Below are 18647 nucleotides of genomic sequence, written 5' to 3'. Positions count from 1 at the left end.
CTCTGGCTATGCTTAAGTATCCATTTGGATCATCTTCTCTATTTTTTTGACTGCATGATGATAAGTGGCTCTCAGTGCGCCGCTAGTGGTGTTTGTAATCCTAGCTATTTGATCGTAACTCATGTCTTCATAGTATTTGAGATTGAAAACTAACCGTTGTTTGTCTGGCAATTTAAGAATTGCTTTTTGTAATTTGAGTTGTATTTCATCACCGCTAATGGATGGAGTGGCTTGGAGTTGTGCTATTTTCTCCTCTTCATACCCAGTACTCCACATCCTTCTTCTTTTCTGCTTTTTCAAATGCTGTAGACAGTGATTGATTGCTATGCGATACACCCAAGTGTAAAATTGAGCATCTCCCTTGAAACTATCTAGCTTCTCCCAAATCTTAATGAAAGTATCTTGCAGCAGATCCGCCGTCTCGTCATGGTCGATGATCATCTTTCGGATTACGCTGTAGAGTGGTTTTTCATAAGACTGAACCAATAGACGAAAGCCTTCTCGTTTTTGGTCTTTGCTTTGAATCAGTGATAAAATTAGTTTTTCGTCCGTCTGCACGCTAGCTAAAGATACAATGAATCGATAATACCAGTGTGCTATTTACAACACACTGGTATTGTTTCCTAGTTTATGATCCTACAGTAATTCGCTCACTGTTGATAACGACTGTGTAGTTGTTATCACATTCATCTCCGTAATCTATCATCTTGTTGCGAACTCTGTTGGCATTATCTCGAGAGATTTCTACTACACCACTGATTCTGAGCATACCTCCTGTAGTCCAGCACGGATAGTCCAGTCTGACGGGCTCTACAATAGTATAGGTATAGCTAGTCCCAAAGGTAGTAGTGGTTTCATAGTTTCCAGTTACGAGTACCACATTGTTTGAAATGTCATGGTCGCCGTATCCTTCAATGAGTTCTCGGGTCGTTGACCCATTGATAGTCTTGGATTGCCCGTTGGCATAGGTTACCGTATAATCTTTAAGTGTTCTAGTCCAAGTGTAGTTGCCAGCTTCGGATTTGTTGATATTTCGTAGCTCAATACTGCCAGTAATTTGTCGATCGTTTACTGTATAGTTGTCATAGGTGATGATACGGTTGGCCAGATCATCATCGAATTCACCTCCAAACGTAATAATCAACTGACCAGATCGGGTTCGCCCATAGGGACCGACGCATCCCTCGCCAAAATCTAGTGTGATAACCTGAGCTACTGAGTCCACACTGATAGCTGCACATAGTTCCTTGGTACGCGCAGAGGCTGACGAACTGAGGTTCTGTAGTGTTACATCGAGTAGAGCTACATCTTCGTCCGAACTGCCTTCTGCGTCCAGTATTTCAGATGTGGCTTCTAGTTCTTCATCATTGTCTATTTCTAGCTGATCTTCTCTATCACAGGCATACATCAGTCCAGACATTGCTACTACTATTAGACTCCATTTTTTCATTCGTTTCATATCTAATTGATTTTGTTTTACACGATTTTAAAGCTTAGATGATTTAGCTGTACGAATGTTTAATAGAGGGACGTATTTTTTAGTAGCGTTATGTCACTGAGTTGGGATAGTCTAGTGCGTCTGCTCTAAGGTAGGTTTATTCTGAATTCATTTAGGTATAAAGCTCAATATGAAATTATATTATTGAGGTGTGTGCGATTTTATTTGTTAAGAGAGATACACGCACACTTATTGCTTGAATCACTTGATCTAAATAATGGACATTAAAAAACTGTCTTTGTCTTGATATACAATATCACATATTAAGACAAAGACAGTTTTTATCTAAGATTAGGTGTGATTGTGGGGATTATATTTCGCTGTTAGCTAGGGTTTCAGGCTTTTCTTCTCCGATCAAGATTTGGAATTTTTTGTAGATGTCACGGGCGATGTTTCTGCCGAGATTGAGCCCTTCGATGTTGTCTGCTTGGATGTGGTAGCCTCCCATGACACGGGAGATGCCAGCCATTTCGCCTGCTTTGGTAAAGGTGGGGAAATGAAGCGTGACTGTGTCGCCAAGATTGTCGGGCTCGGTCATGATGCCAGGAACCAAATCTACTGACGAACCAAATTCATCACTGCCTGTGAATAAACGCAATGCCTCTGCACATCCACCACTGATGGTACTGTGCCCAGATACGTAGCTTGGGAATGGAGGACATAAGAAGCTGTTCGGTGAGTAAGGTCTCCATTCTTGGCCTTTCATTTCGGTCATTCCAACTTCTGGTCCTCCCCATGCTTTGATGGTTTCGTCTTGGTAGTAGTCGTGTACCAGTGCGAAAGGTCTTGCGAAATCATAGTACATTTTTGAATCCCAACATGCGATGAAACCATCCATGGCTACTGATTCCACATAAAAGTACATCTTGATATCGTCATCCAACGTGTGTTGGTCACGGATGGAGACTTGCTGCGCAAAGAGCAACCAGTGTCCTGCCTGCTGCACGGATTTGGGACCGTCACGCATGAATTCTACCAAGGCACGGTTTTCGTCGGTGAGGTTGGCTTGTAGGTCTACAACCTCTTTGACTTCAGCGGCTAGCTGCTCAGAGCCAACCATAGGAGGAGGCCCTGGTCTAAATTGACTGGCAGAATCAAGCATCAGAGGCTTTACCAATTGCCAGTAGGGTGTCAGACAGCCCGGAGCAAATTTCTTACCTTCCTTGTCAGAGAAGTACTTGGGCTGCCATCTGTTGAGTTCCACGTTGTTGTCTACGGTATTGATGGGCTGATACTCGGTGTAGTCGTAGTAGGGTTGTTTGGATGCTCCTGACTGTTCTCCGTATTGGTTAGAACCGTCGTTATGGCGAGCAGCTATTACTGCTTTGGCCGCTAGGTTTCCAATGCCTACGGGTGTGCTGGGGTCTAGGGACTCATCATTAGGGTCTAGTCCCATGGATGTCATAAAGTTACGATACATGGTCGAGTCAGAGTAGTAGTACTCCGACATGGCCCGGTAGGCAGCATAGCTAATGGCGATTTCTTTGTTTTCTAAAGTTAACTCGTCCATAGGTCGACGTTCTATACCTGTGAGGTAGACGGGAGTGGCTTTTTGATCATAGCGTGTCCATGCATCGAACATGGATGTGAAAATCAGCCCTAGAAAACGACTGGTGATCGTAGGACGTGGTTTGAACATGTCGGTATCATTGGCAGTAGCCTCTAGTGCTATTTTGCCCCACTGGTAGGCGATGTTGTCCGCGCCTCGGGGTTCTTCTACGATCGATTTTTCGGTGGAGTGCTTGCAGCCTGCAATCACGAGTAATGCGACGATGATGGGGAGTATTAGTTTGTTCATGTATTCGTGTTTTAGTCTTTCTGTTGAACAATACTATTTATTAATCTTTAAGCTTATTTCAATAGATGACGAATGGGAGCAAATAGTTGATGAATTATGGGTTTGGAAGGATAGAAATTATTTAAGGAAACCGCTCACTTGATGGGATTGGAAAACACACCAGTTGCGCTTAACTTGGTGCTTCTTATCCACTTATTTGAAACTATCACATGTCTAGAATTTCAAGCCTGTTGGTCGGAGCTATATCCGTTGCGGTTGTTTTATTTTTTGTCTCTTCCTGCCAGTTTTCTCAATCAGAAAAATTCGCCAACCAGTATGTTACCTACTGCGGCTCGTGTCATGCACTGCCATCGATAGACGATCTCCCAAAGCACATCTGGAGAGACAATGTGCTGCCTGAGATGGGGGCGAAGATGGGGATGCGAGATAGCACTTACAGCCCATATCAGGGTTTGTCTTTTCGACAGATGGAGGCTGTGATGAAAACAGGTCACTATCCAAGTCAACCGATGATGTCCGTAGAGGATTGGTCGCAGCTCAAGGAGTATATCATAAGTTTAGCACCTGATTCTTTGTCGGCCACTAGTGATGAAGTAGAAGTGTCTTTGGATCAGTTTGTGCCAGAGCCGATTGCACTGGATGATTCGGGTGGTGCTTTTACTGCTTTTTTGGCCTTCGATGAGCAACAAGGAAAAATCATGACAGCCAACCTGTCTGGGCAACTAGTGACCTATGATTATCCGAGCAGAACTACCGTTAAGATTAGCAGTTTTGGAAATGCGCTTACGGCGTATCATGGAGGTGCAGCTCGTCAGTATGCGACGCTGATAGGGATTTTGAATCCATCCGAGTTGAAGTCTGGGCAAGTCTATAGCATAGTGGATGGCCAGCACGAAGTAATTGCTGATGGATTGCATAGACCTGTACATACTTTGATCCGAGATCTCAATCAAGATGGTCAGGATGAAATCATAATCAGTGAATTTGGTCACTTGACAGGAGAACTCTCATTGCTCACAAAAGGAGATACGGGATACCAAAAAGAAACATTATACGCCATGCCGGGAGTGGTTCGGGTAGTGGCTGAGGATATGAACGGTGATGGATTAGAGGATTTGGTTTTCATGGCGTCACAGGGGAGAGAGGGTGTTTTTATCTTGTATCAAGAGGAAAGACTTAGTTTTCGTAGGGAGCAGGTGATTGGTTTTAGTCCGGTGTATGGTAGCAGTTGGTTTGAAATGGTAGACTATGATGGCGATGGCGATCAGGACATCATCACTGTCAATGGAGACAATGCTGACTACTCCGTAGTGCTCAAGCCCTACCATGGTGTGAGGGTCTTTCTCAACGATGGGCATAACCAATTTTCAGAAGCATACTTTAGGCCGATTCATGGTGCCACACGGTTGACTGTTAGAGACTTTGATCAAGATGGAGATATGGATATGGCAGTGGTAGCAACGTTTCCAGATTACGCTACTACGCCTTTGCAGTCATTTGTGTATCTAGAGAATCAAAATTCAGATCAGTTTGTTTTTGAAGCCCAGACTTTTACGCAAGCTGATACAGGTCGATGGCTTGTCATGGATGCGGGAGATGTAGATCAGGATGGAGATGAAGATTTGATCTTGGGTTCATTTACTTATTCGTTTGTGTATGTGCCAGATAGCTTGAGCGAAACCTGGAATGCCAACCGTGTCGACCTGATGGTGTTAGAAAATCAATTGGTGAGATGATATAGATTTGAGAACCTAATAGTTGAGGTTGCCTTGCGTGCGTTTTGCACAAGGGGTGATTTAGTAATTTTTCACTTTCTTTTTCTGTTGATTTGCAGGTCTGACGAAACTTTAAAAATGAAAGTCGCATTTAGCCCCATATATCGCTATGATCAATTGCCCGAGGGACATCGTTTCCCGATGGAGAAATATGACTTGCTGCCACAGCAGTTGCTCTATGAAGGGACGCTAACCCAAAGGGATTTTTTCCATCCCAAGAGACTGACTGAAGAACAGATCCTCAGAACGCATACTGTCGACTATTGGCACAAACTGAAAGCAGGGACGCTAAGTAAAAAGGAGATACGTAATACGGGGTTTCCGTTTCACCCCAGTTTAGTAGAGCGGGGCAGGCATATCTCGCATGGAACCCTACAATGTGCCTATCACGCAATGCAAGAAGGGGTCTCCCTCAATATCGCTGGAGGAACACATCATGCCTATGCCGATAGAGGAGAAGGTTTTTGCATCTTCAACGATATTGCCATCGCTTCTAACGAGCTACTACATGCCGGTGCAGTGGATCAAATTCTGATCGTAGATTTGGATGTTCATCAAGGCAATGGGACAGCCAAAATATTTGAGCATGAGTCACGGGTGTTTACTTTTAGCATACATTGTGAGCACAACTACCCACTCCAAAAGGAAAGATCTGATCTTGATATAGGTTTGCCAGATCAGACCGATGATGAGGCTTACCTGCGTGTGCTAGAGGATGTTTTGCCAGATTTGATCCGAACCGTCAGTCCTCAGATGATCTTTTATTTGAGTGGTGTAGATGTGATCGCTACGGATAAGTTAGGGAGACTGGCAATGAGTCGTGAGGGATGTCGCAGGCGAGATGAGTTCGTGTTCGAGCAGTGTTGTGAGTTTGGCGTGCCTGTAGCAGTAGCAATGGGTGGAGGATATTCGCATCGTTTGTCAGATATCGTGGCAGCTCATGCCAATACTTTTAAGGCTGCCGAGGAAATTTTCTTTTAACCCGAGTTTAACTCACGTTAGATCTATTGCTTTATCAAAATTGTCTTATTCTAAGTCATAAAAGAAGGAATCAAAGACAGTGGTAAAATCATCTATGGACTAGTTCAGTCGTTTTAAGAATCCTGTTATATTTACTCATGACACAAAGCAGCCATTTATGATCCAATTGCCCACAGAACTCCTAGATACATTTGGGAAAATTCTATATGCCGTAGCGAAAAGTGACGGTATAGTTCAAGATGAAGAACTCGCCGTGATCCGTAAAGTAATAGATGACCACACTTGGGCACAGGAGTTGGAGTTGTCCTTTGTTGTAGAGCGTGAGATGGACACAGATGCCGATGAGGTATTCGAAGAAGCCATGGAGGTGTTTGATCGCTATGACGTGCGGGAGCACTACGAACAATTTCTCGATTTACTTGATGAGGTGGCAGAAGCACACGGTGGGATCGTGAATGAAGAAAAAACTTTTATAGATCGATTTAGAAAACGATTATTGAATTAAGCAGTTGTATTTACTGTTTCTGCCATTTTTGAGGACACTCTTACTGTTTCAATATAAATCAGAAGGTTTACTGATTCCAAATCTCCCAAGCTTTCTCGGCCTGACCGACTAGCATTTTATAGCCGTTTTTTACTAGAGCACCTGCATTGAGTCCTTCTTGCATAAAGGCTGTGGTTTCAGGGTTGTAGACCAGATCGAATAACCGATGTTCGGGTGTCAAGGACTGGTAGGGGAGGTTGGCCTTGTCACTTACATCTGGATAGGTGCCTAGTGGTGTAGTATTGATGATGAGGTGATGCTCTTTTAGGGTTTCTGGTGTTTCCGATAGTTGGTCGTACGATATACAGTCCGTGCTGGCCGTACGTGAAACCATGAGGTATGGAATATTCAAATCTTCCAGTGCTTTCTTAATCGCCTTGGATGCGCCACCTGTGCCGAGCACGAGTGCTTTTTTGCCCTTTAAGTCCCAATCCTCAATAGAAGATTTGAACCCGTAATAGTCGGTGTTGTACCCTTTTAGTTTGCCATCAGGCATGAACTTAATCGTATTGACTGCTTGTATGGCCGCTGCATGACTATCTATTTCGTCCAGGTACTGCATGACCTCTAGCTTATATGGGATTGTAACGTTGAGCCCAGATAGCGTACCGGTATGCTGAGCAAGTAGCTTAGGGAATTCATTGATTTGCTCCAATTCGAAAAGTTCGTATTCGCAATTGGGAATGTTTTCTTTTTGGTACTTTTCAGTGAAGTAGTTTTTGGAAAAGGAATAATGAAGCGTTTTCCCGATTAGACCGAATAGTTTCATTAAGACTGTTTTTTGGAAGCGTTGGATTTGACAATGAGGGCTATTTTTTCGATCACGATGACAATCATAAAGCCCAGTGTACCAAAGAGAATAGCTTGGATAATCATTGGTTGATGTCCAGTCTCAGATAGATACTGGGTAGGCAGGATGTTTTGCTCCAACACAGGGACTTGTTCACCTTTGATCCATTCGAATCGAATGGCTTTTTTCCAAGGCCATATCTTGTTCAGAGATCCAATCATAAAGCCTGCTAAAAGGGCGATGGCATAGTTGTGGAACTTCTTTAGAAACCATGAAATGGCTCTGGAAAAAGAAAAAAGCCCAGTGATACATCCTATTGCAAATACAAGAATTATAGTTATATCAAATTCATTGAGCGCTTTGAATATATAGGTGTATTTACCTAAAATAAGTAGTATAAAACTGCCGGAAATACCAGGTAAAATCATGGCACATATTGCAATTGCACCACTGATAAATATAAACCATAGCCCGTTTGGTGTGGTGGCTGGTGTCACAATAGTGATGAAGAAAGCTATTGCAATACCTGCTAAGCATGATAATAGTACCCCTATATTCCATTTAGTGATTTCTTTGGCTACTGAAATAGATGAAATGATTACAAGACCAAAGAAAAATGACCACAACTGTATTGGGTATATTTCTAATACGTGAGAAATCACCTTAGCTAAGGTGAATACACTAACTAATATTCCTAACAACAAAGGAAACAAAAAGGCACCATTGATATGTTGCCAGAATGCTTTGAGTTTGAATTGAGCGAGTAGTTTGAACGCCGTGATATCAAAAGAGCTAATGGAAGCCAATAGCTCTTCGTATATCCCTGTAATAAATGCAATCGTACCGCCAGATACGCCTGGTACTACGTCTGCACTACCCATTCCTATACCTTTGAGGAAAAGTAGTAAATAGTCTTTCAGTGATTTCATGTATGGGCTTGCTACAGTAGTAGCTTATTTGCTTTCAGCTTTCAAGAAGTGATCAAATGTGTCACCCCTCAAACCTAATCGGATGGTTTCTAATGGGATCACCTCGTTAGGAGCGATATTACCCAAATTAACATTAGATCCGAGGAGCTTGATGAACCATACTTGCTGTTCTTTTTGTGGCGCTTCCCAAAGTACTTTTTCCATCGGGATTTTTGTCAAAATTTCCTGAACCAATCCAGATCTCACTTCTCCAGTGGAGCGAAATAGCCCAACATTCCCACCTTCGCGAGCCTCTCCGATTACTTTCCATGCTCCTGCGTCTAGTTCTTTCTGCATCAACTCTATCCATTTGTATGGAGGAATGATTTCTTCGGCATCTTTGGATCCTACTTCAGATAGGACAGTGACTTGATCTGTGAGTGTTCTGATGTATTCACATTTTTTGTCATGATCCATGACCAGTGATCCATCAGATACTTCAGCATGGCTCAAGTTGTATTTGTCTAATACTCTACGGTATTCATCAAATTGATTTCTCATGATGAACGCTTCGAATAACGTTCCTCCCAGATAGACTGGGATGCCAGCTTCACGGTAGACTGCTAATTTCTTGTCCAGATTAGAAGTGACGTATGAAGTTGCCCAACCTAGTTTTACTATATCAATATGATCCCCAGAGGTTTCGATCATGTCTTCGGCTTGACGAGAGCTCAGCCCTTTGTCCATGACCATTGTAAATCCTTGTTCTCTTGGTTTTACTGTTCTACTTGGTAGATTCTCTATGTTGTAATTCATTCAAATAATTCAAAAATTCCTATACTCACTGGTCTCTTTTCGACTTGCAAATAAATTGATTTCTCTCATAGAAGCAAAGCGAAAGTACGAATGATTTCAGTGGGTGCTAATCTGTTATTTATACTGTTGGATTATTTTGTACAGTGCTTTTTGAGTCTCTAGGTTGGGAAAGTAATCATAAAGCAAGGTGTGTCCTTCATAGTCGAGGTACAAGCCTTTTTCTAGGAAGTTAAATGCTGTTTTGTATTTGCCACTTTCGATATAGTATACGACACACAAGTAATAGAGTGAAGCATCATCAGGGATTTCATTAATCCCATCTGTAATCACACCTATCGCGCGCTCCATATCTCCTTGTTCAAAGTAGATTTTAGACCAGTCTTTCCAGATGTCTGGGTTGTTAGGACTTAGTTGACTAGCCTCGTCATAGGCGTCAATACTGGATATGGTATTACCGACTTTGAACTCTGCCTTGGCAAGAGCTGTCCAGTAGTCGGGATTTTCTATGCCTAGTTTGAGTGCTTTGTTGAAAAAATGTACTGCCTCATACCATTTGTCTTGATGTCCGAGACAAATACCTGTGCAGTACCATGCCTCGTCATAGAACTGATCTAGTTTAGTCGCTTTGCGATAGTAGCGGATTGCTAGATCATACTGTTCCATGTTTTCATAGACAGATCCGATACTGAAATAGATTTCAGGCGTAGGTCCTTCCAGCTCGATAGTCGTTTTGAATGCATCTAGCGCCTGCTCGTTTTTTTTCAGCATCATGAACGAGTTGCCCATGTTGTAGTATGCCGAACTGTATTTGTCATCGATGGCGATACAGTATTCGTATGCGTTGATGGACTCTTCGTATTTTTCTAACTTATTATAGATAATACCGAGGTTGTACCACGCATATTCCGAATAGGGGTCTTTGTCTATGAATTCCTTGTAGTAGGTGACACTTGTGTCTAGTTCTCCCAGTACATCTAGACAGTATGCTAGTTCGTAGAGCGCAGATTCATTGTTTAGGTTTTCTTCTAAGGACATCTTAAAGTACTTGATAGCACTTTTGAAGTCTGAGATATTTTGATAGGCCAGTCCGATCGAAAAGTGAATTTCATCTTTTTCTTGGGTGTATTGTAGTGCAGTATGGAAACTCTCGAGAGCCTCTTCATGCTTGCCCTGCATGATCTGTACGTTGCCTTTAATCAGGTGGATGTCGCCATCGCCAGGGTTGAGATTAGAAGCATCATCCAGTAGTTTGATGGCTAATCCGTACTCCTCTAGGCTCGAATAGGTTTGGGCTTTGAGGATCATGAATTCAGCAGCGTATGGATGTTGATCCATTGCAAAACTGAGTGCTTTGAGTGCTTTTCTGAACTTAGAGTGCTCTATATAATGATGAACGATTTGTTCGTATTCATCGGTCGAAAAGTAAAACGCTTCCTTGTTCTCCTTATGCAGTTCGTATCTCTTGATGAGATCCTTATCTTCATTGCGTTTTTTGAAGTTTTCTTCCATCTACTAAATAATTAGGCTACAAAGATAGCTGTTTTTTAAAATCAATACTTTCAATGATCAGTTTTGAATATAGATATAAAATGCCAATTATGGAATGATACGGTGGGAGTAGACCAAGTAGATTATTGAATACTCACTATAGCGTTTGGGTAGTAATTGTAAGAAAATGAGAGGATTAGATGTGACTATACAATGTTAGAAAAAAAGTCTATTTTTTCTTTTCAGGGTAATGCATGTGATAGAGTATAACTGAGTGTGTAACCATTGCCTAGTGTTTAGGCAATGGTGGTCAATATCTAATTAGAACGGTAGGTCGTCAGCATTGGAATCATTGCTGTTATTGAGCCATTCTGGTTCTGCAAGTGATTCTGAGGCACCGTTACCTGCTTGTGGAGCTGGGTTGCCGCCAGATACGTCATTGGCTGCAGAGATTCTCCATGCTTGTAGAGAGTTGAAGTACACTACTTGACCTTGAGGATTAGTCCATTTTCTACCTTTTAGATTAAAGGCTACATTGAGTTCTTGTCCGATGTTGAATGCATCGAGTTGCTCACATTTGTCTTGAATCAATTCAAATTTGACAAATTCAGGGTATTGCGGGTTCTCAGCATATTCTACTACAAATTCTCTTTTCTTGAATCCACTCGCTCCGAAAGTGGCTGTATCGTATTTCTCTAAAAGTTTTGCTTTGATTTCCATGGATAATGATTTGAATTGAAAAATGGGTGGCAAAGATGATGATTAGCCTCTGAACTCGCAAGAGCTTTTTGCCTTTCATTGAAGAATTATTGCGAACAGAAGATAAAACCCACTTATGGTTTAGGGAATAAAAAAGGGGGCTCGAATGAGTCCCCTTTTCGTGTCTTCGTAAGGTACTATTATTTGTTAGTACCTACGTTGTTTAGATCTTCGAAAGCACTTTTAAGTCTAGACACCATAGACTGCTCGGCAGCTCTAGTCCAAACTCTTGGATCGTAAGCTTTCTTGTTTGGCGCATCGGCTCCCTCTGGGTTACCAATTTGTCCTTGCAAGTAGTCTTTCTTGTTTTCGTAGTATTTTCTGATACCATCCCAGTATGACCACTGTAGATCTGTATCAATATTCATTTTGATCGCGCCATAAGAAATCGCTTCTCTGATTTCTTCTCTAGATGACCCTGATCCACCGTGGAATACGAAGTTTACTGGGTTTTCACCTGTTCCGTATTTCTTTTGAATGAAGTCTTGAGAATTTTTCAAGATTTTTGGTGTCAACTTGACGTTACCAGGTTTGTATACTCCATGCACGTTACCAAATGCTGCAGCAATAGTGAATTTATCACTCACTTTACCAAGCTCTTCGTATGCATACGCTACTTCTTCTGGTTGTGTGTATAGTTTAGACTCATCTACGTCAGAGTTGTCTACACCATCTTCTTCACCACCTGTGATACCCAATTCAATCTCTAGCGTCATGTCCATTTTAGACATTCTTTCTAGGTACTTTTTACATGTTTCGATGTTTTCTTCGATAGGCTCTTCAGACAAATCGATCATGTGCGAACTGAAAAGAGACTTGCCTGTTTTAGCATAAAACTCTTCTCCTGCATCTAACATACCGTCGATCCATGGCAATAATTTCTTGGCACAGTGATCTGTGTTCAAGATGACAGTTACACCGTATGCTTCAGCCATCATGTGGACATGGTGAGCACCAGCTACCGCACCTGCGATCGCTGCTTTTTGGCCGTCGTTAGATAATCCTTTTCCTGCATTGAAGGCAGCGCCTCCATTTGAGAACTGTACCATCACTGGAGATTCTAGATCTCTTGCGGTTTCCAATACTGCATTGATCGAGCTGCTACCAATTACGTTGGCTGCTGGCAATGCAAAATTGTTCTCATTCGCATACTTCAATAATTCGGTAACCTCGTCTCCGGTAAGTACCCCTGGCTTAAATTTCATAATTAATAATATTAGTGTTTGATATGGGTAATGGCTGGCAAATATATGTATTTGTCTGAAGATATATAAGTGATCCGAGGGCAATATCAATATACTTGGGGAGTTAATAAACCGAATGCCATAGCCCATAGGTGATGTGGCATTAAATTGAATTAAAAGTATAACCTTATCAACCTTAAAAAAGAATAGAAATGAAGAAGTTTTTGTATCCCTTAGTAGCAGTATTATTGATAGCATCTGCCTGTACGGAAGAAGAAAAAAGTGGAGACCTGAGCCAAGAAGAAGCACAAGCAGTGATCACGAATATGTCGCAGGACATGGAGAGTGATGTGATTGATATGGTGGAATCAGAAGGAGTAGAAGCAGTCATGAGCATGGCGGATTTTTTATTAGAAACCGATGAGTCAGTTGAATTTATGCGTCAGGGGCAGTCACCAGTCGATGTGACTGCAATGATCAGTGATATAAAAGGACTGGGTAAAGCATTTGCTCCAAAGGCACGTAGACTGAAAGATGTGTCACCTGAGGAAGAGGAGGACTTTTCTTTCGAAGAGAGCTTAGGTATATATGTATGGAATGATACGGAGGGCTATTTCGAAATAGAAGACGAGACGGTAGATTTTATTGAGTTTAGATTCCCAGCGGAAGGATCTACGACCAACAATGCAAGTTTGTTTGTGTACGATCTTCAGCAGAGCGAGGAAGAGTTATCAGCTATCGATGCTGCTTTGAAAATAGACAATGAAGTAGTCGCGTCTGTAGATTTAGAAATAGAGTATGGCCAAGTATTCGCTGCAAACAAGATTAGCTTAGACTTGTTTTTGAAGCCTTTCACTTATAAAGTAGATGTAGACGATAGTGCTGAGAAAAGTTCTAGCGTGAGCGTATCTATTGCAAAAGACGATGAAGTGTTGACGTATGTGGATTTGTCAGTTGATTTCAAATCTTCTTTGAAACTAGAAGCAACGAAAGTAGATGGAGCGATAGGTTACAGAACCGTGGAAATCAAAGGGGATATTGATTTAGCAGGAATAGAAGCTGCTGAGGGAGAGAGGATCAATGACTATATCGACGTTAAACTCTATGCTGAGGGTAGTTTCGTAGGTGATTTGGAGTTGGATATTACCACAGATGAAGAAATTGATATTTTCGTAGTGTACAGCGATGGTACTTCCGAATCCTTGTTGGACCTGTTAGCACCTGTATTCGATGAAATCGAAGATATACTGGTAGAGACTTCCGAAGAAGTGATCTAAATGATCTTAGGATTATCGAACTACGAAGGGTGAGTCATGTGGCTCACCCTTTTTTTATAGCTCTTGAAATGTCTGTTGTTTTTTGATGAAATATCGAAATGGAACGAAAGGTATCGTTGGTTGTATGGAGAGTGTCTTGTTTTTAATCTGCTTCCGCTTTTTTAGGTTAAGAGGTATGCGCCAAAAGAAGTCTCTATGTGCTTTGAGTACAGCTAGGAAATGACCAAAGGAATCGTCTTTCCAGAACTTGATGGCTGACAACCAGTCTAGACCGAGTCTCACAGGTAGTTTCCAAATGAGATTGTCCAGACTTTCATTTTTGAGGATCATGGAGAGGTTGTTGCGGAAGTTGAGGTAGGTTTTTCGTGGGTTGATTTTGGAAAGTGTACCGCCACCCACATGATAGACCACACTCTGAGGGATGCAGTAGACTTTTCGTCCGCTGCGTTGTAGTCTCCAGCATAGGTCGATTTCTTCCATGTGAGCAAAGAATTCCTCGTCGAGTCCTCCTATGTTTTTGTAATCGGCTGTTCGGACGAACATCGCCGCACCAGTTGCCCAAAAGGTTTCCATAGTTTGGTCGTATTGTCCAGTATCTGTCTCTAAGGTGTCAAAGACTCGGCCTCTACAATAGGGGTAGCCTAGACTGTCTATGAAACCTCCGGCTGCACCTGCGTACTCAAATTTATCCTTGTCGTGAAAAGCTTTGATTTTGGGCTGACAGGCGGCTACTTCTGGATGTTGATCCATAAAGGTAATGATCGGGGTGATCCAGTTCGGAGTGACCTCTATGTCAGAGTTGAGCAGTACGCTGTATTCATGAGTGATCTGTGCTATGGCTCGGTTATACCCACCTGTAAAACCATAATTTTCTTCAAAAACAATAAGGCGAAGTTCAGGATACTCAGTACGAAGGTAGTCTAGCGAAGTGTCGGTCGAACAATTGTCTGCTACGATCACATCTGCATCCGGGCTGTTGGCGATGACGCCTGGTAGAAACTGTCTGAGGAAGTCTACACCGTTGTAATTGAGTATGACGACTGCTGTTTTATGCATTGAACATGTTGCCTAGATCGAAACCAGGGATGTTAGGCATGAGTCCTTCTGTATGTTCTTTCATGTACTCCTTGGCTTTGATATCTGCTTCGTCAGTGGCTTTGTTGACTGCTGCTACGATCAGGTCTTGGAGGACTTCTTTTTCTGCGGTATTGACTAGGGACTCATCTATGTCTACTTTGATGAGTTTTTTTTGTCCGTTGACGAGTGCTTTGACCAGACCAGCACCTGATTCGCCTTCTACCTCTATTTGGGCGAGTTCGGCTTGTACTTCTTTCATTTTGGACTGCATCTCTTTGACTTTGCCCATCATTTTCATCATGTCAAACATAGATTTTTTGTTTATCCGTGGCGTAATAATAGGAGTGAGCCCGTTTGGTCGTATCGTTTTCCCGCTCCATCTTCATAGTATATTTTGTACACGTAGGTGCCTTCTCGGGCTTTCTCTCCGTTGATCATTCCGTCCCAGCCATTGACCAAGTCGCTCGTCTCGTATATTCTGTTGCCCCAGCGGTTGTAGATTTCCATTCTGAAATTGAAAACAGCAGGGCCCTCTGCGATGAATCGATCGTTGAGGTTGTCACCATCAGGAGTGAAGGCTTTGGGTAGAAACATCTGTGTCTTCAGTTGAGTCTCTATCACATTGGAGTAGGAGTACAGCGTTTCATCATCCAGAGATTCAGCGCGAACGCGGATGAATTTGTCGTCCAAATCATTGATGCCAAATTCGATTTCTTTGGTTCTCCCACTTAGTACTGGGAACTCTTCTAATACTCTGCCAGCGGTATCGATGCGTTCGAGGGTGTAATTTCGGATGCCTTGTTCCCAGATTTCATATTTGTTCCATTGATAAGTCACGACTTTTCCTCTGGCGCTGGTCTGTGTCAATATGATGGGGTTCGTAAAGGGAGAAGGGGTTGCAGTGTTGCCACAGTCATCATCATAGGAGATGCGATAGGAGTGTAGACCAATGAAATCCGCTTCAGCATCGGTGTAGGTCGTGTCTTCGGTAGCGTCGACATAGCGCCAGTATCTGTTGTTGATGTTTTTTTCAACAATGTAGCGGCGAAACGGGATCTCTCCAGGGTTAGGTGCTGTCCAGTTGAGGACAACTTCATTGTCTGTAGAAATGGTGGAGCTAGGATTGGTGGTGATCGGAGGAAGCTCGCCAGATTGAGAGGCGAATATGGCCGTGTCTAGTGCTGTGGATGACCCTTGGTCAAAAACAGCTTGGACGTTGTAGGCGTATTCTTGTTTGCAGATGACTGCAGTGTCGGTGAAGTTCTTGATTGAAGTGTCGTTGATTTCTGTGAGTAGACTGTTGTTTCGGATGAGGTTGTAGTGAGTGGCTTGCGTTTCGTCGGTATCCCAAAGTAACAGGTTGCCACCGTCGCTAGATTCTACATTGAAATCCACGGAACAAAGGATGTTGGACTGTAGGGTGAGGTCGTTGCAGGCGTCATAAGTATTGATCTGATAACAGCTATAGCTACTGGTGGTGTTGATGCTGTTGATTAGCGTCTCTGCACCACTCGCATTGCTAAGCGAATCAAACGCATCGCTACCGTCTATGGATTGAAATAGATAGTAGAACGAGTTGTCACCTAGCGTATGCGCCATTTGTATACTGCCATCTGTACGGCCGTTTTGGAGGGTTTCTAGTGATGTGATGACTGGATTGATGATTTGGTCGATAGATGTAAAACCTCTGTTGATGACAGTACAGTTGGATGCTCCGTCTGTGAACTGACCCTGTACATCTATGCGGTAGTCTCCTTGCGTGCCATAGTCATATTCGTTAGAGAGCGAATTAGGTGCTACGCTCTCGCTGTCTGTAGTCGTGAAGTTGACCGTGTAGCTATCGTAGTAGTCGTCCGTGATTTCTACTCTGACTTTGTGTTCGTCACAGTTGTGAATGACGAAAGTGGGTTCATGTGGCTCATGTACTTTTACGAGGATAGAGTCCAATTGATTGCCTTCATAAGGCGGGTCGGTATTGTTGATGAGCATCGCTATGTAGTACGTTCCCGACGTGTTGTAGATGTGACTCGTACTAGGGTTAGCAGGTTCGTTATCGTCAAAACCCGTGTACCAAAAGGTAGGGCTCTCGAACTCACCTGCTGGATCATTGATCGTGACGTTGACCTGCCAGCCAGTGCATCCATGGGTGTAATCTACCGAAAATCTACCCTGTACACTCGTATGCTGTGCCTGTACTGTCAGTGTACAAAACCCAAGCAGGAGTATACTAATGAGTGATTTGATGTGTTGTGAATGGTTCAAGTGCAGCAGCCTTTTTGATCGATTCTCAATCTAGTGACTATTCTTGATTTTAGAAATAAGATCATTCATTTTGAGTGACTCTTGTTCGCCTGTGACCATGTTTTTTAGCGCGTAGGTTTCATTGGCGATTTCTTCCGAACCGATTACAACGACATAGGGTACGCCTTTGTTGTTGGCATAGGTCATCTGCTTTTTCATCTTTGCATTGTCAGGATAAAGCTCTGTGTTGATATCCAGTGCTCTGAGTGCATTCATGAGTGTGATGCCTGGTGCAGTAGTCTCTGAACCGAAATTAGCTATCATCACCTGTAGCGAAGAAGCGTGGGTTTCTGGGTATAGATCGAGTTCTTCGAGTACGTCATAGATGCGATCCACACCAAACGATATACCTACGCCTGACATATCTGATAGTCCAAATACACCAGTGAGATTGTCATAGCGTCCACCTCCGCAGATGCTGCCGATTTTTACGTCGTTGGCTTTTACTTCGAAGATACTACCCGTGTAGTAGGACAGTCCACGAGCCAGCGTGAGATCTAGTTCGAGATGCGTATCTTTGATTGGGTATGCGTCTAGATAGGAGAGAATCTCTTCGATTTCTTGGATTCCCTTTTGTCCGATCTCGTTGGAGGCAAAGTATGATTTGAGGAATACCAAGTTCTCTGCGATGGTTTTGCTGCCATCAAAGATCGGGTCGATCTGCTGGAGGTTGTCCGCTGAGAATCCACCTGCTACGAGTTCTTCGATGACTTTTTCTTTCCCGATTTTGTCCAGCTTGTCTATCGCGACACAAAATTCGGTTTCTTTTCCCGGTGCGCCGATTACTTCGGTGATGGCGGTGAGTACTTTTCGGTTGTTGAACTTGATGGTAAAGTTTTTCAATTTCAATCCCTCGAACACTTCGTTGATCATCATGATGATCTCCGCTTCGCAGAGCAAGGAATCCGTACCGACGACATCCGCGTCACACTGATAGAACTCGCGGTATCGGCCTTTCTGTGGGCGATCGGCTCTCCAGACAGGTTGTATCTGAAAACGCTTGAAAGGAAACGAGATGTCGTTTCGGTGCATGACCACATAGCGTGCAAAAGGAACCGTGAGGTCATACCTAAGCCCCTTTTCAGCGACTTTGGTTAGGAAGGATTTGCTGCCTGCCTGGTAGTCTGCTTCTGTGGTTTTGGAGAGATAGTCTCCGGAGTTGAGTACTTTGAATAGCAGTTGGTCGCCTTCATCGCCATACTTGCCAGTGAGTACCGATAGGTTTTCCATCGTCGGGGTTTCCAACTGGGCAAATCCGTATTTCTGATAGACTGCCTTGATGGTGTTGAAGATGTAGTTTCGTTTGACCATCTGTGCGGGTCCGAAATCTCTAGTACCTCTTGGGATCGAAGGTTTTTGTACTGCCATTGATGTTTTAAAATTTGAGCAAAACTAAGAACCCAAGGATTCGAAACCAATGTTTTGTGTAGATATTCAAGCCCTGCCTATTT

At 42.9% G+C, this 18647-nt stretch carries 17 protein-coding genes; 4 read left to right on the top strand and 13 right to left on the bottom strand.

Features of this window, described 5'->3' with window-relative positions; all coding sequences use genetic code 11:
* Positions 1-12: 12 nt before the first annotated feature.
* The 3 genes from BUB99_RS01790 to BUB99_RS01780 all read right to left on the bottom strand — a co-directional run bounded on the left by BUB99_RS01790 (position 13) and on the right by BUB99_RS01780 (position 3296).
* On the bottom strand, positions 13-558 hold the full coding sequence (locus tag BUB99_RS01790) for an RNA polymerase sigma factor (protein WP_073118891.1): 546 nt from the start codon (positions 556-558) through the stop codon (positions 13-15).
* A gap of 70 nt (positions 559-628) precedes the next feature.
* Complete coding sequence (locus BUB99_RS01785) at positions 629-1459, bottom strand: hypothetical protein (protein ID WP_073118889.1); 831 nt, start codon at positions 1457-1459, stop codon at positions 629-631.
* Between the two features lie 349 nt (positions 1460-1808).
* On the bottom strand, positions 1809-3296 hold the full coding sequence (locus BUB99_RS01780) for a vanadium-dependent haloperoxidase (protein ID WP_073118887.1): 1488 nt from the start codon (positions 3294-3296) through the stop codon (positions 1809-1811).
* A gap of 209 nt (positions 3297-3505) precedes the next feature.
* Here BUB99_RS01780 and BUB99_RS01775 point away from each other — a divergent pair, with 209 nt between their 5' ends.
* From BUB99_RS01775 to BUB99_RS01765, 3 genes are all read left to right on the top strand, one after another.
* A complete protein-coding gene (locus BUB99_RS01775) occupies positions 3506-5032 on the top strand; it encodes an FG-GAP repeat domain-containing protein (RefSeq protein WP_073118885.1) in 1527 nt (508 codons plus the stop codon).
* A 117-nt stretch (positions 5033-5149) separates the two neighbouring features.
* Entirely contained in the window at positions 5150-6052 is a 903-nt protein-coding gene (locus BUB99_RS01770) for a histone deacetylase family protein (protein ID WP_073118883.1), read from the top strand.
* Between the two features lie 157 nt (positions 6053-6209).
* Positions 6210-6557 (top strand): tellurite resistance TerB family protein, encoded by a 348-nt coding sequence (locus BUB99_RS01765; RefSeq protein WP_073118881.1) that lies wholly within the window; start codon positions 6210-6212, stop codon positions 6555-6557.
* A 67-nt stretch (positions 6558-6624) separates the two neighbouring features.
* On the opposite strand, the gene BUB99_RS01760 is transcribed toward BUB99_RS01765, so the two are convergent.
* From BUB99_RS01760 to fbaA, 6 genes are all read right to left on the bottom strand, one after another.
* Positions 6625-7365 carry a shikimate dehydrogenase family protein gene (locus BUB99_RS01760; RefSeq protein ID WP_073118880.1) on the bottom strand — a complete coding sequence of 247 codons (741 nt, stop codon included), beginning with the start codon at positions 7363-7365 and terminating at the stop codon, positions 6625-6627.
* Entirely contained in the window at positions 7365-8315 is a 951-nt protein-coding gene (locus BUB99_RS01755; protein ID WP_073118878.1) for a DUF368 domain-containing protein, read from the bottom strand. Before BUB99_RS01755 ends, BUB99_RS01760 begins: the two co-directional genes overlap by 1 nt.
* Before the next feature lie 24 nt (positions 8316-8339).
* Positions 8340-9110, bottom strand: a complete 771-nt coding sequence (locus BUB99_RS01750) for a phosphosulfolactate synthase (protein ID WP_073118875.1) — start codon at positions 9108-9110, stop codon at positions 8340-8342.
* A 114-nt stretch (positions 9111-9224) separates the two neighbouring features.
* On the bottom strand, positions 9225-10619 hold the full coding sequence (locus tag BUB99_RS01745) for a tetratricopeptide repeat protein (protein ID WP_073118873.1): 1395 nt from the start codon (positions 10617-10619) through the stop codon (positions 9225-9227).
* A gap of 300 nt (positions 10620-10919) precedes the next feature.
* Positions 10920-11318, bottom strand: a complete 399-nt coding sequence (locus BUB99_RS01740) for a DUF3127 domain-containing protein (protein ID WP_073118872.1) — start codon at positions 11316-11318, stop codon at positions 10920-10922.
* A 179-nt stretch (positions 11319-11497) separates the two neighbouring features.
* Positions 11498-12562, bottom strand: a complete 1065-nt coding sequence (gene fbaA / locus BUB99_RS01735) for a class II fructose-bisphosphate aldolase (protein ID WP_073118870.1) — start codon at positions 12560-12562, stop codon at positions 11498-11500.
* Positions 12563-12753: 191 nt separating this feature from the next.
* Between fbaA and BUB99_RS01730 the strand changes: the two genes are divergently transcribed.
* Positions 12754-13818 carry a hypothetical protein gene (locus BUB99_RS01730; RefSeq protein ID WP_139280855.1) on the top strand — a complete coding sequence of 355 codons (1065 nt, stop codon included), beginning with the start codon at positions 12754-12756 and terminating at the stop codon, positions 13816-13818.
* A gap of 54 nt (positions 13819-13872) precedes the next feature.
* Here BUB99_RS01730 and BUB99_RS01725 read toward each other — a convergent pair whose 3' ends face one another.
* From BUB99_RS01725 to hisS, 4 genes are read right to left on the bottom strand one after another with little or no spacing between them, the layout of a single operon-like run.
* The gene (locus tag BUB99_RS01725; protein ID WP_073118866.1) at positions 13873-14874 is read right to left on the bottom strand and encodes a glycosyltransferase family 2 protein; all 1002 of its coding nucleotides are present in this window, start codon (positions 14872-14874) and stop codon (positions 13873-13875) included.
* A complete protein-coding gene (locus BUB99_RS01720) occupies positions 14867-15205 on the bottom strand; it encodes a YbaB/EbfC family nucleoid-associated protein (protein WP_073118864.1) in 339 nt (112 codons plus the stop codon). The genes BUB99_RS01725 and BUB99_RS01720 overlap by 8 nt, the downstream gene beginning before the upstream one ends.
* 11 nt (positions 15206-15216) lie before the next feature.
* Positions 15217-17157, bottom strand: coding sequence for a T9SS type B sorting domain-containing protein (locus BUB99_RS01715; RefSeq protein WP_073118862.1), 1941 nt, complete (start codon positions 17155-17157; stop codon positions 15217-15219).
* 30 nt (positions 17158-17187) lie between these two features.
* Positions 17188-18564 (bottom strand): histidine--tRNA ligase, encoded by a 1377-nt coding sequence (gene hisS, locus BUB99_RS01710; protein ID WP_073118860.1) that lies wholly within the window; start codon positions 18562-18564, stop codon positions 17188-17190.
* Positions 18565-18647 lie beyond the last annotated feature (83 nt).

The sequence above is a fragment of the Reichenbachiella agariperforans genome (assembly GCF_900142205.1).
GTDB lineage: Bacteria > Bacteroidota > Bacteroidia > Cytophagales > Cyclobacteriaceae > Reichenbachiella > Reichenbachiella agariperforans.
The sequence above is the reverse complement of the archived record's forward strand: the minus strand, read 5'-3'. Positions and strand labels throughout refer to the sequence as shown.

Bases quoted from the DNA above. Each gene is read 5' to 3' on its own strand.
- BUB99_RS01785 (WP_073118889.1), bottom strand. From the start codon at position 1,459: ATGAAACGAATGAAAAAATGGAGTCTAATAGTAGTAGCAATGTCTGGA.
- BUB99_RS01780 (WP_073118887.1), bottom strand. From the start codon at position 3,296: ATGAACAAACTAATACTCCCCATCATCGTCGCATTACTCGTGATTGCA.
- BUB99_RS01775 (WP_073118885.1), top strand. From the start codon at position 3,506: ATGTCTAGAATTTCAAGCCTGTTGGTCGGAGCTATATCCGTTGCGGTT.
- BUB99_RS01770 (WP_073118883.1), top strand. From the start codon at position 5,150: ATGAAAGTCGCATTTAGCCCCATATATCGCTATGATCAATTGCCCGAG.
- BUB99_RS01765 (WP_073118881.1), top strand. From the start codon at position 6,210: ATGATCCAATTGCCCACAGAACTCCTAGATACATTTGGGAAAATTCTA.
- BUB99_RS01760 (WP_073118880.1), bottom strand. From the start codon at position 7,365: ATGAAACTATTCGGTCTAATCGGGAAAACGCTTCATTATTCCTTTTCC.
- BUB99_RS01755 (WP_073118878.1), bottom strand. From the start codon at position 8,315: ATGAAATCACTGAAAGACTATTTACTACTTTTCCTCAAAGGTATAGGA.
- BUB99_RS01750 (WP_073118875.1), bottom strand. From the start codon at position 9,110: ATGAATTACAACATAGAGAATCTACCAAGTAGAACAGTAAAACCAAGA.
- BUB99_RS01745 (WP_073118873.1), bottom strand. From the start codon at position 10,619: ATGGAAGAAAACTTCAAAAAACGCAATGAAGATAAGGATCTCATCAAG.
- BUB99_RS01740 (WP_073118872.1), bottom strand. From the start codon at position 11,318: ATGGAAATCAAAGCAAAACTTTTAGAGAAATACGATACAGCCACTTTC.
- fbaA (WP_073118870.1), bottom strand. From the start codon at position 12,562: ATGAAATTTAAGCCAGGGGTACTTACCGGAGACGAGGTTACCGAATTA.
- BUB99_RS01730 (WP_139280855.1), top strand. From the start codon at position 12,754: ATGAAGAAGTTTTTGTATCCCTTAGTAGCAGTATTATTGATAGCATCT.
- BUB99_RS01725 (WP_073118866.1), bottom strand. From the start codon at position 14,874: ATGCATAAAACAGCAGTCGTCATACTCAATTACAACGGTGTAGACTTC.
- BUB99_RS01720 (WP_073118864.1), bottom strand. From the start codon at position 15,205: ATGTTTGACATGATGAAAATGATGGGCAAAGTCAAAGAGATGCAGTCC.
- hisS (WP_073118860.1), bottom strand. From the start codon at position 18,564: ATGGCAGTACAAAAACCTTCGATCCCAAGAGGTACTAGAGATTTCGGA.